Origin of the sequence: Candidatus Magnetobacterium casense (assembly GCF_019173545.1) — a bacterium.
In the GTDB taxonomy this organism is placed as follows: Bacteria; Nitrospirota; Thermodesulfovibrionia; order Thermodesulfovibrionales; family Magnetobacteriaceae; genus Magnetobacterium; species Magnetobacterium cryptolimnobacter.
The window spans coordinates 1-12,031 of record NZ_JABXWD010000078.1; the positions used below are offsets into that span (position 1 = coordinate 1).

Consider the following 12,031-nt stretch of genomic DNA (forward strand, 5'->3'; position numbering starts at 1 on the left):
GTATCCTCTTAAAAAAACGTGGTAAAATTATTTTTACGGTTTAAAGACATGGATTCCTGCTTTCGCAGGAATGACAGTTACAGGCGTTTTCCAAGTGTGTCATTGTCTGGCTTGACCAGTAATCCAGGATGCGTAAAAGCATAGTTACCATTAAATATAAAGAGGATACGAGTGATCGACATTTTTTCTTGCTGTAAAAAATCCTGTGATGATATCCAGAAGTAAGGAAGTAAGGAAGAAAGAAAGGGGCTATGGCTTATTGACGCTCCAGGGGGTGGGCCACGATTTTGCCGCAGCGGGGGGTTGGCAAGGGGTTAGCAACCCCCCGCTCAGTGCCCCTGGCTGAAAGTCGCACCCGCCCCAGGCATAAAAGTCGCACCTGGCCCCTTCAGAATCCTCTGCAAGGGGAGGGGCGAGCCGCAATCTTGTCGCAGCAGGGGGATTGGCAAGGGGTCAGTGCCCCCCGGCTCAGTCCCCCTGGCTGAAAGTCGCACCTGCCCCGGGCACGAAGAAGTCCCCCTTGACCCCATAAATATCAAAAAAAAAATCCTTCCAACTTACAAAATTGTCGTCCGGGTGACATATTTTTCCATCTGCCATGCATTATACTATTGTTTATAGAGGTAATCCTTTGGATTACGGAGGACATGCTTTTTAGGCATGAGAATAAATATCGTTGTGTGCGAAACGGAGGTAGTTTGTCAATGGGTAAGAATGCTTTGAGGGTGTTGGTGATTTCGGCGTTATTGGTTCTCACAGGCGTAGCGTATGCAACTACGGAGACGTATGATTTTGTGACGAGCTGGGGTACCTTGGGTACGGCAGATGGTCAATTTTATTTGCCGTATTCAGTTGCGGCAGATGATGTGGGTAATATATATGTAGCCGACTCGGGGAATAACCGCATACAGAAGTTTGCTAACAACGGCACGTTTTTAACGAAGTGGGGTAGTAAGGGCACCAACAATGGCCAGTTCAACGCCCCCTATGCAATTGCGTCAGACTTTTCCGGTAACGTCTATGTCACTGACAGTAGCAATAACCGCATACAGAAGTTTAGCAGCAGTGGAGCCTATATAAAGCAATGGGGTAGTAAGGGAACCGGCAATGGTCAGTTTGATCTCCCTACGGGCATTGCGGTTGATGCATCAGGCAATGTCTACGTTGCCGAGTTTGGTAATGCCCGCGTACAGAAGTTTAACTCCAATGGCGTTTTTTTGGCGAAATGGTCCGTTCTGGCGCAAGGAACCGCCGGTTCGGGGGTCTTTCCCAAGGGAATAGCGGTAGATCCTGCCGGAAACGTATATGTCTCCGATTGGAATCTTAGTCAAGTTCTGGTTTATGACTCATACGGTACGTTTAAGGATAGGTGGGGCTCTTATGGTGCCATGGGTGGTCAATTTTATGGGGTGGCCGGCTTAACAACAGACACACATGGAAAAATCTTTGCTGCAGAAAGTGGCAATAACAGAGTTCAGAAGCTGAGTGCAGTTGGCACTTCCCTGGCCACAATCGGCAATCCCTCCGGGACCGCTAGTTTAAGTGGACCCCAGGGGGTAGCGACGGACAAATGGGGCAATGTCTATGTTACCGATACCGGCAATAATCGCATTGCAAAGTTTACCCAGCCAACCAGTCCTTCAACCTATACCATCACGGGTGTTGTAAACGGCGGATATGGGACGATTACCTGTACATCGCCCATTAATGCAGGCGGAGTATCAACGTGTGTGATTGTCCCTGGCGGCAACTATTCATTGTCAAACCTAACGGACAATGCCTCTGATGTTACCACGCAGGTAATAAACAACGTCTATACGATAAGTAACGTTCAGACCGCCCATACGGTTACGGCAACATTTGGTCTGTCCTGTGTGGGTAATTTCACGATTGTTCCTACGAGTGCGCAGTTTAACCAGGCATCGGTCAGTGACAGCGTAAGCGTAATGGGGCCAAGTGGTTGCATGTGGAAGGCCGTCAGCAACGACGGATGGATAACGGTTACCTCCGGCACCCCCGGCGATGGCAATGGAACGGTGGGCTACTCCGTTTCGCAAAACACGACCACCAGCACCCGCACTGGCACCATTACCATAGCGGGGCAAACCTTTAAGGTCACACAGATTGGACAGACAACAACATATCATCTTACGGTGACAAAGACCGGTACGGGGGACTGCTCTATCACGGATTCACAGGGGCCGCTTACCTGGAACGGCAACGTCGGAGAGGCCGATTATCCGCTCAACACGCTGGTTACCCTTATCGCCGCACCCGGTATACTTTCGTCTTTTGTGGCGTGGACAAACTGTGACTCATCCAGTTCAACCCAATGCAACGTAACAATGACAACCACCAAGAGCGTTACGGTGCAGTGCGATAAGATACGTTCGGTAACATACGACTTTAACGGCGATAAAAAGAGCGACCTGCTCTTTACCAATGTTTGGACAAACGATGTGGTCATATGGCTTGTCAATGGTCTGACTCATAGCTCCCATTATGCGGCACAGGCGGTGCCGTCGCAATGGGATATTATGGGGGTGGGTGATTTCGATTACGATGGCAAGGCCGATATCCTGTGGCAACATACCGGCACTGGTGCCCTTAGTCTCTGGTTCATGTATGGTAATAATATATCGTCCAAGGCCTCCGTCTCTACCGGCACCGCAGGGCGATGGCAAATCAAAGGTACAGGGGACCTTAACGGCGATGGCAAAACGGACATCTTGTGGCAAAGTATCAGTAACGGGGATGTTGTCATGTGGCTGATGGATGGTAAGACGATCTCCAGCGTTGGTTTGGTGAGTGCTGCGCTGCCATCGCAGTGGCAGATCAAGACAGTGGCCGATTTCAATGGCGACGGCAAGGACGATGTCTTACTGGTAAATAACTCCGGTGATGCCGTCATATGGTTTATGGATGGCATGCGGATAGTCTCCAGTGATTACGTTATTTACGGGCTTCTTATGGCTAATCAGAACGGCTGGAGTATACTGAAGACCGGGGACTTCAACGGTGATGGCAAGGCCGATATCCTGCTACAGCACAACAGCACCGGCACTATCTTTATGTGGCTGATGGATGGCGCAAAGATAACACTGGACAGCAACATTGTCGTCTTCGGGCTGCCTGCCAAGTGGATGTTCAGGGCCGTGGGCGACTACAACGGCGATGGTAAGGACGACGTGGTCTGGCAGCACGTTGAAACCAATGAGGTCGTTGTATGGTTTATGGATGGCGTCTCCATTGCATCGCGTGGTGTACTGTCAAATGCGCTGTCAGGCAATTGGTACTTTCAGTAGGGTCAGAGCAAGGTCAGGGGAGGGGACATGGACACTCCCTCCCCTGTATTTTTAAGTCTGTCACTCGAAAGAGAAGTCTACAAATACGTCCCTGACGTCTATCTCCAGCCCTTCAATGACCTTGGATTTGACCATTCCCTCTCCCTCCGCGGCTGAAAAGAGCTTGAATCTATCCTCAAGGGGAGGGGTGAGGCACGATTTTTTAGCACCGCCCAGGCTACAAGAAGTCCCCTTGCCCCATTATTTCACACTCAATTATTCAGTATACCTTAAATCGTGGTTCAGATATCTTTAATTGCAGAGATTGTAATATGACATTGTCAAGTTAAAGGCACAACTCATTTGCAGGGTCTCAGTGGTAGCGGCAACACCCTATGGAATGTCTTCAAGTGGCCATCTCTTTGCTAGTTCCAGGGTCTCCAGTATATAATCCATACGGGTATTGACTTGTCGCAACCTCCGTGACATAAATATTCCAATTCCCTTGTAAAAGCGTCTGCCGAAATCAGGTTCGTCATACATTTTGTTATCAAGGGCTTCCCTTGAGATGTTAAGTAGCACAACATTTTCCAGGGCAATGACAGTGGCCGCCGTAGGCTTGTCCTCCAGATAAGACATCTCTCCCAGTATTTCCCCGGCACCTACCGTGTTTAACAGCCGTGGGGCGTTGACGGATATATATACGCCCAGGGTGCCCTCTAAGACCATGTAAATTGAACCTATGTACTCTCCTTCGCTTATAACCACAGCGCCAGGCTCTACACGTTCCTCAACCCCTACTGACAGCAACCACTGTATGTCATCGTCAGAGAGTTCTTCAAGCAATGTCGTAAGTTTAGTCATAACTCATCTCCTTGTATCAGACATAGAACTTTTAGTTTTTTCAATCACGTTAATCTCCAAACGTGCTTCTGAATACTTCATCAATGGTGGTCATTCCCTGTTTGACCCTGTATAAGCCGCTCTGCCTGAGTGTGCGCATACCCAATCTGACAGCCTCTCGCTTTATAGACTCGGCAGTGCCGCCGTTGAGAATAACCTCTTTCAGATCAGCGCGCATTGGCATTACCTCGTGCATAGCCAATCTGCCCTTGTAGCCGGTATTATTGCAAGAGTCGCATCCTTTACCTACGTAGCACTTGAAACCGGCAATTTCCTCGGGGGCAACTCCTGCCTTTAAAAGCACCTGTTCCGATACTTTTTGTTCAATCTTCTCACAGTCCTTGCATATCCTCCTTGCCAACCTCTGGGCTATTACCAGGATAACCGAAGAGGATACCAGAAACGGTTCGATCCCTATGTTTAAGAGTCTCGTGATCGTGGCCGGGGCATCGTTGGTGTGCAGGGTGCTCAGGACAAGGTGACCCGTCAAGGCGGCCTTTACACCTATTTCAGCTGTTTCCTGGTCTCTGATCTCACCAACCAGAATGATATCGGGGTCCTGTCGTAAAAACGACCTCAACGCCGCGGCAAACGTCAGACCCACCTCCGGTTTGACCTGTACCTGATTGATCCCTGCCAGGTTGTATTCCACGGGGTCCTCTGCCGTCATGATATTAACGCCCGGCTTATTCAGGTGTGAAAGGCCCGAATACAGGGTCGTCGTCTTACCGCTACCAGTAGGACCGGTAACCAGCACCATACCGTAGGGCTTCTCTATGGCCTCGACAAAGTCGTTGAGCTGTGTTTCGTCAAATCCCAGGATACTTAAATCCAAGTTCAGATTTGACTTGTCAAGGATTCTCATAACCACCTTTTCGCCAAACTGCAACGGCAGGGTCGAAACCCGGAAGTCTATCTCACTGTTTTCACCAAACTTGATCTTGATCCTGCCATCCTGGGGGATACGCCGCTCGGATATATCCAGACGGGACATTATCTTAATTCGTGACACCAGGGGATTCTTTATATGTTCAGGAAAAGGCGGAAACGCCTGCTTTAACACACCGTCTATCCGATACCTTACGTGAATCTCCTTCTCTCGTGGCTCTATGTGAATATCGCTGGCTCTGTCATTTATGGCATTCATCAGGATTGCATTTACCAGTTGGATTATAGGGGCTGCCCCGGCATCCGCCAATGATATCTTCTCCTCTTTTTGTTCAACAACGGCAACATTGGATGTCGTCTTTTTGATGATCTTATCAATCTCCGACATATCCAACGAGGTCTTCTCCGTTGATTTTGCCGGCGTTGCGGTTGCGGCTGCCTTCAGTTGCTCCGTCTTGGGATAATACGCCTCTATTGCCTTCATGATGGCAGACTCCGTAGCCACATGCACTGCCACCTTCATCCTTGTTATAAACTTAATGTCCTCTATGGCGGGATTGTTGGTGGGATCGGCAATGGCAATCCGCAAGGCATCCCCCTCCATTGTAATGGGGATCAGGATGTTTCGCTTTGCACGCTCAAATGGTATCTTTTTTACCAGTTCGGTGTCTATCTGGTATTGAGACATGTCGATCAAGGGGATTTTATACTGCTTGCTGAAAAAGGTTGCAAGGGCATCTTCCTTGACAAACCCCATCTTTACAAGCACGGAACCCAACCTCTTACCCTCCTTCTTTGATACCTCAAAGGCCTCCTTTACTTGCTTTTCTTCTACCAGCCCGCTTCGTACCAATAATTCACCAAGGACTGATACAGAACCTGTTGCCATACTCTCTCCTTTTTGTTACAAAGTGTTGTTAACCCATAAATAATCTCTAAGTCACCACCAATACCCTGCCCCCTGACTCTTTAAAGAAGTCCTGAGGGCATATCGATAAAGTACCGTTATTCTCTAAAACGCCCCTTTCTTTTCTTTCGGTCAAATGCTTTTGCCTTGGGCATAGAAGAGGTGTGTTCTTAAGAGGTCAGGATTTTCAGCGCCCTTAACCTGCTTGGATGCTTGAGCTTGCGCAGGGCCTTTGCCTCGATCTGCCTGACACGCTCCCGTGTAATGGAGAGATGACGGCCAACCTCTTCCAGGGTGTGGTCTCTGTCAACGCCTATGCCAAATCTCATCCTGATGACCTTTTCCTCTTTGGCCGACAGGGTCCTGAGTACCTTCTGGACGTACTCGGAGGCCTCGCTCTTTTCGGCATCCGTAAACGGCGAAGGGCTGTTCTTGTCGCCGATAAAGTCTTCCAGTTCCGTGTCCTCATCCCCCACGGGGGTTTGCAGTGCAATGGGGTCCTGTATGGCCCTAAAGACCTCCTCCACCTTCCGTACCGCAACATCAAGGCGTTGGGCTATCTCCTCATTGGTAGGCTCCCTGCCCAGTTGCTGGGTGATTTCACGGGAAACCTTCGTCACTCGATTGTAGAACTCCATCATATGCACGGGCACCCGTATGGTCTTTGTCTGGTCTATGAGGGCGCGGGTTATGGCCTGCCTGATCCACCACGTGGCATAGGTGCTGAACTTGAAACCCTTTTCGTACTTGAACTTATCCACCGCCTTCATCAGACCGATATTGCCCTCCTGGATGAGATCAAGAAGCGGCAGACCTCGACCTACATAGTTCTTTGCAATGTTGACTACAAGACGGAGGTTTCTCGTTATCAGCTCATCCTTTGCCTTTACAACCAGCTCTTTTGCCTTTGCCACTCGCTCCCAGTGCTTCTTGAGGTCTTCAACCTTGATGCCTAACTCAGACTCTATGTTCTTGTGCTCAGATATCGCATCTCGTAACATGTTGCCCGTGTTCTTTGTGGCCGTTGAGGCAAACTGCTTGAGGTTTATAATGCGTTTAACATCCCTTATCGTCCCATACTTGGCAATCTTCGTATCTATGCTCCTAACGGTATCGATCAACTCCTCAATGCGTTCCAAGGTTAGCTTTAACGCCTCCTCAACCTTTTCCTCCTCAACCAGGGTGTCATCGCTGAGGTCAAGACCGGCCAGTAATCTCTTAAAAAGCGGTAAAGATATCACGATATCCTTTATTATTTCCCTGCCGTCCTCGAGGGTCTTTGCAAGCTCCGTCTCCTCGTCCTTGCTCAGGATAGAGATATCTCCCATCGAATGGAAGTAGGCTTGAACGAGGTCTTCCGTCTTTTCATAACCTTCAACATCCTCCTCGGTCTCAAGTATGGCAGCAGCCCTCTCTTGATCAACTACCTTGACGCCCATGTCCTGCAGGAGGTCCATCAGGTCTTCTATCTCATCAGGTGAAAAGAACTCCGAGGGCAAGGCGTCATTAATCTCATCATAGGTAAGCGTGCCTCGTTTCTTGCCTATATTGATTATCTCTTCAAAAATATCCCTTTCTTTCATCTTTTGTCTCCCGTATCTCCCAACTTACTTAACATTCATCTACACCAACGCACAAAAAATATCTCCTGTCTTTATTATAATAAGCACAACTTATCATGATAGCATTGGCAACAAATTTTTTGCAAGTCTTTTTTCCGGCGGGCAGCGGTTCTCACTAAAAATACCTGTAAGCTAAAGAAGGGGTCAAGGGGGCTGGCCCCCTTGCAGGGGGGTCTGAGGGGGGGCAGCGCCGCCCCCTTCTTTTTTTTTCCTGGCTTGAAATTCATCAAGGAACTGTTGTAATATTAAATTAAGCAGAGTTATCTTTTATCATAATTAAAATAAGGAGTGTCAGCTATGGTAGTTGGTAAGCCGTTATTTACCGAAGAGCAGATAAGGGTCAGGGTACACGAGCTGGGCAAGGCAATAAATGCCGATTACAAGGGTAAGAGCTTTTTGGCCGTAGGGATACTCAAGGGAGCCTGCGTGTTTTTTGCTGACCTAATACGACAGTTGAATGGTCCTCTGGCAATGGACTTTATAATCGCTTCCAGCTACGTAGACACGCAGACAACCGGCAATGTGTTTGTTCACTACGATATCCGTCAGCCCATAGAGGGCAAGGACATCCTCCTGGTGGAGGACATTATAGACACCGGTATCACGCTGCATTACCTCAGAGATATGTTGTTGCAGAGGGGGCCTGCATCGCTTAAGATATGTGCATTTCTTGATAAGAAGTCACGCAGGACCGTGGATGTTGCCGTTGATTACGTGGGCTTTGAGATACCCGATGAGTTTGTCATAGGCTACGGCGTAGACTATAACGACCAGTTCAGAAACCTTCCCTACATATCTACGCTAAAGAAGGCGACCTGAAAGAAAATCTGAACATATACAAATCTAAAAATACACATAGAGAGGCAACATGTACGAGCTAATGATCGAGGCGACCTTTTCAGCCGCTCATCAGTTGAGGGGTTACAAGGGCAAGTGTGAGAACCTGCACGGGCACAACTTTAAGGTACAGGTACATGTGCAGGCCGATGACCTTAACGATATAGATATAGCGATGGATTTCCATGATATCAAGCGATACGCAAAGGAGGTTGTCGAGCAACTGGACCACGCATACCTCAATGACGTCTTCCCGTTTACGGAGATAAACCCGTCTTCTGAAAACATTGCCAAGTGGATTTACGATTCGCTCAAGAAGAAACTGCCCGGGGACGACGTGCGACTTGCCGCAGTGACGGTGTGGGAGTCTGAGACGGCATCGGCTACTTATTATGAAGACTGAGATTGCAGATAAGATAATCGGGTATATATCGTCGTTAAATGGCCTCAGAGGGGAGGTGTTTTGCGTCAGTTCGCGCAGCATCAATGCCGAGGCAAAGGATGGCCAGGTGGAGGCATTGCAGCGTGCGGATGTGGCAGGATTTTCGGTGCGCGTACTCAACGGCCTCAGACAGGGCTTGTGTTACTCAAACGACTTCCACATGTGGAGGGAGGTCACAGACAAGGCTCTTGAGATTTCAAAGTGGACAGAGCCGGACCCCTTTACGGACTATCCCCCAGGAGGTGCCTCATACCAACAGGTGGATATCTATGACCAAGACGTGGCAGGGGCCAGTGAGGCATACATCATAGAGACGGCAATGGAAGTGGAACGGGCGGCAATGGCCTTTGACCCGCGCATCAGGAAGGTCAGAAAGGCGATGGCCGGCTTTTCGGTCAACGAGGTGTTGATTGCCAACACCCAGGGGTTGTGGGGCAGTTACACGGGTACCTCATTTAGTGCCTCGGCAACCGTCCTGGCCGAAGGAGAGGGGCAGAGTCAGATGGGTTGGGGGTTTGAAGTGGACAGGTACCTCCGTGCCGTATCAGCTCAACGCATTGGTACCAGTGCCGCTGACAGGGCGGTCAAGCTACTTGGGGCAAGGGGCATTGCCGCTGTGAAATCATCCGTCATACTGGAGAGCTCCATCGCTGCGGAGTTCCTGGAGATCATTGCCTCGTCGCTGTCTTCGGACAACGTGCAGAAGGGCAAGTCCCTGCTTGCATCAAAGGTGGGGCAGCAGATCGCCTCAAACGCCATCCACATCGTTGACAACGCCCTGTTGCCGGGCAAAACGGGCACCAGGCCCTTCGATGCCGAGGGCGTCCCCTCTCAACGTAACGACCTCGTAAGCAACGGCATACTCAACGGCTTTTTGTACAATACGTATACCGCAAAAAAATCAAACACCAATTCCACGGGCAATGCCGCCAAGGGTGGGATATCGGGGCTGCCGTCAGTGGGTATCTCCAATCTCTGTATAGAACCTGCCTCAACGGCGTCCGTATACCCCACAGACAGGCTCATCGAACTCATGGGCAAGGGGCTGCTTATCACCGACGTGATGGGCGTGCATACGGCCAACCGCATCTCCGGCGACTTCTCAATTGGCGCAAGCGGCCTGTGGATAGAAAACGGCCGCATCTCACACCCCATCAAGGAAGCCGTTATCTCGGGCAACCTCATCACACTGCTCAAAAACATCGAGGCCCTCGGCGACGACCTCTGCTTCTATGGCAACATCGGTGCCCCGGCGCTACTCGTAAAAGACGTAGACATCAGCGGGTAAAAAGAAAAAGCAAAGAAAGGGGCGGCTCCGCTTCTTTGCCGCTCCAGGTCGCACCTGGCCCCTTCAGAACCCCCTGCAAGGGGTCACGGACCCCTTGACCCCGTAATTACGCCTGCCTGACCTCAGTTACGCCCAAAAAGGTATGTAACTTATGTACTTTCTTGACTTACCGTTGGGGTCTTCTTCCTTGATTAGCTTCTCGGCGACGGTGTCCTTTATGATCCTCGATGCACTTGCTGAGTTGTGAGACGCTATTTTAAATCTCTCACGCAGGGTCTGATTAGTCATCTTTTCATTTGTGACATGCTTAAGGCAGCAATGCTGATAACACGCCCTGACCTTATCCTTCTTGTCCATTGCAGTGAAAGACTTATGGGCATACATAATAACCTTTGTATGTCTCTCTTGTATAAAAAAAGCAGGTGCAGGGAGTTGATATGCCTCACAACTCGTTATTACCTTGTCAATACCGCTTCCTTTTTCCTCACAAATTCCAAGCCTGCGCATAACACCTGCCAACTCATCGTTCCTTGACTTGTAGTCATCTATAAATCTCTCTGGGCTGATCATGGGGAGACCTGGGTTAGAGAACTCTATTCTGTCGGAATATATCTCAACAAACGGTGTCCCCTTTTTCCTGAAATCCTGGTGAATAATGGCATTAGCCACCAGCTCCCGAATGGCCTCTACCGGATACATCCTTACCGTCTCTCGCACTGCTTTATATATCTCTTCATTTTGCGGCAGTTGATCGTTGATATAATCCACCACCTTTTCAAATACCACTGCGTAACCTCTTATTTCGGGGTGATCCTTGAGGGTCTTTAGCTTGCCCTTGCCCTCATATACAATCACCCTCAGGGACTCCCTGGGGAGGTTGGGAAACTCATTGAGGTTCCTGGCAAAAAGGATAGCGCCAAGATTAGTGATAGCAAAATGTCTCTCAGTGTCTTTGGTCTTTGCGATGAATCTTTCTTTTATAAACCGTTCAATAACTGCCTTCCTTGTGCTGGGATAAGGTAACCGCATCAGCTCAAAGTAACGGTGGGTATCTAAGAAATTGTCCACTGCAGCGGCATCTAAGCCGTATAAGGCTATTTCTCTTTCAAATGGCTTCTCTGGCGCCTTGTTCCATATTTTACGTGCTATTTCGGGGAACTCGCGTAGTTTCCTGTTTGTGCTGCCTATCCTGATATAGGCCTCGTGCATAAACTCAACAGGCTGGTTGAATGTTGCGGGTATTTTAAAGATGGCAATGTGTTTGCCGTCGTAGTCAAATTCATAGATGCTTATATCTAAGCGAGGATTAAGTCGCTGGAGTAACCAATGCACCAGTTCATCTTTCTTTACCTTATGTGTATTTGGTTTGAAAGTGGTACCTTCTATGAGATGGCCGGTGTCGTTAATGCCAAACACCATGTAGCCGAAAGGTTGCTCATTTACACATGCCCTATTGGAAAGGGCAGAGAGCGTTTCCCCGATCTCTTCCGGTGAGTGGAAGTTGAGCTTGAACTCCAGCCACTCACATTCCCCGCCTTCACCTATTAAGCTTTCCAATAGTAATGTCAGTTCAGTGTCTTTCATATGCCTGCCGTCAAATAGCCATCAAATAAGAATACCATTTGATATCAATATGTTACAACAAATTGTTCCGTTTTTTCAAGTTACCCATCAAATAAGAATCGTATCCTCTTAAAAAAGCATGGTAGTAAGTAAGGGAGCATAAACATGTATAACATCACCAACCTTATGGGGTCAAGGGGACTGGTCCCCTTGCGGGGGGTTCTGAAGGGGGGCGGAGCCCATAGGTGTTAAGCTAAGAATGCAATCCTGCCAATAAAGCCATTCTTTGTGGAGAAT

At 49.0% G+C, this 12,031-nt stretch carries 8 protein-coding genes; 4 read left to right on the plus strand and 4 right to left on the minus strand.

Annotation, left to right across the window (positions count from 1 at the left end; translation table 11 throughout):
- The first annotated feature begins 704 nt into the window (after nucleotides 1–704).
- Nucleotides 705–3,305 (plus strand): FG-GAP-like repeat-containing protein, encoded by a 2,601-nt coding sequence (locus HWQ67_RS06140; RefSeq protein ID WP_218251790.1) that lies wholly within the window; start codon nucleotides 705–707, stop codon nucleotides 3,303–3,305.
- A gap of 372 nt (nucleotides 3,306–3,677) precedes the next feature.
- On the opposite strand, the gene HWQ67_RS06145 is transcribed toward HWQ67_RS06140, so the two are convergent.
- The 3 genes from HWQ67_RS06145 to HWQ67_RS06155 form a co-directional block, all read right to left on the minus strand.
- The gene (locus HWQ67_RS06145) at nucleotides 3,678–4,148 is read right to left on the minus strand and encodes a cyclic nucleotide-binding domain-containing protein (RefSeq protein ID WP_218251791.1); all 471 of its coding nucleotides are present in this window, start codon (nucleotides 4,146–4,148) and stop codon (nucleotides 3,678–3,680) included.
- A 49-nt stretch (nucleotides 4,149–4,197) separates the two neighbouring features.
- Nucleotides 4,198–5,964, minus strand: a complete 1,767-nt coding sequence (gene pilB, locus HWQ67_RS06150) for a type IV-A pilus assembly ATPase PilB (RefSeq protein WP_218251792.1) — start codon at nucleotides 5,962–5,964, stop codon at nucleotides 4,198–4,200.
- Between the two features lie 188 nt (nucleotides 5,965–6,152).
- Nucleotides 6,153–7,565, minus strand: coding sequence for a sigma-70 family RNA polymerase sigma factor (locus HWQ67_RS06155; RefSeq protein WP_218251793.1), 1,413 nt, complete (start codon nucleotides 7,563–7,565; stop codon nucleotides 6,153–6,155).
- A 336-nt stretch (nucleotides 7,566–7,901) separates the two neighbouring features.
- On the opposite strand from HWQ67_RS06155, the gene hpt reads away from it, so the two are divergent.
- From hpt to HWQ67_RS06170, 3 genes are read left to right on the plus strand one after another with little or no spacing between them, the layout of a single operon-like run.
- Nucleotides 7,902–8,423, plus strand: a complete 522-nt coding sequence (hpt, locus tag HWQ67_RS06160; protein WP_218251794.1) for a hypoxanthine phosphoribosyltransferase — start codon at nucleotides 7,902–7,904, stop codon at nucleotides 8,421–8,423.
- Between the two features lie 49 nt (nucleotides 8,424–8,472).
- Complete coding sequence (queD, locus tag HWQ67_RS06165) at nucleotides 8,473–8,844, plus strand: 6-carboxytetrahydropterin synthase QueD (protein ID WP_218251795.1); 372 nt, start codon at nucleotides 8,473–8,475, stop codon at nucleotides 8,842–8,844.
- Entirely contained in the window at nucleotides 8,834–10,171 is a 1,338-nt protein-coding gene (locus HWQ67_RS06170) for a TldD/PmbA family protein (protein WP_218251796.1), read from the plus strand. The genes queD and HWQ67_RS06170 overlap by 11 nt, the downstream gene beginning before the upstream one ends.
- 126 nt (nucleotides 10,172–10,297) lie before the next feature.
- Here HWQ67_RS06170 and HWQ67_RS06175 read toward each other — a convergent pair whose 3' ends face one another.
- The gene (locus HWQ67_RS06175) at nucleotides 10,298–11,755 is read right to left on the minus strand and encodes an ATP-binding protein (protein ID WP_218251799.1); all 1,458 of its coding nucleotides are present in this window, start codon (nucleotides 11,753–11,755) and stop codon (nucleotides 10,298–10,300) included.
- Nucleotides 11,756–12,031 lie beyond the last annotated feature (276 nt).

Excerpts from the sequence above, each read along its gene's own strand:
- HWQ67_RS06140 (WP_218251790.1), top strand. The coding sequence starts at position 705 with ATGGGTAAGAATGCTTTGAGGGTGTTGGTGATTTCGGCGTTATTGGTT.
- HWQ67_RS06145 (WP_218251791.1), bottom strand. The coding sequence starts at position 4,148 with ATGACTAAACTTACGACATTGCTTGAAGAACTCTCTGACGATGACATA.
- pilB (WP_218251792.1), bottom strand. The coding sequence starts at position 5,964 with ATGGCAACAGGTTCTGTATCAGTCCTTGGTGAATTATTGGTACGAAGC.
- HWQ67_RS06155 (WP_218251793.1), bottom strand. The coding sequence starts at position 7,565 with ATGAAAGAAAGGGATATTTTTGAAGAGATAATCAATATAGGCAAGAAA.
- hpt (WP_218251794.1), top strand. The coding sequence starts at position 7,902 with ATGGTAGTTGGTAAGCCGTTATTTACCGAAGAGCAGATAAGGGTCAGG.
- queD (WP_218251795.1), top strand. The coding sequence starts at position 8,473 with ATGTACGAGCTAATGATCGAGGCGACCTTTTCAGCCGCTCATCAGTTG.
- HWQ67_RS06170 (WP_218251796.1), top strand. The coding sequence starts at position 8,834 with ATGAAGACTGAGATTGCAGATAAGATAATCGGGTATATATCGTCGTTA.
- HWQ67_RS06175 (WP_218251799.1), bottom strand. The coding sequence starts at position 11,755 with ATGAAAGACACTGAACTGACATTACTATTGGAAAGCTTAATAGGTGAA.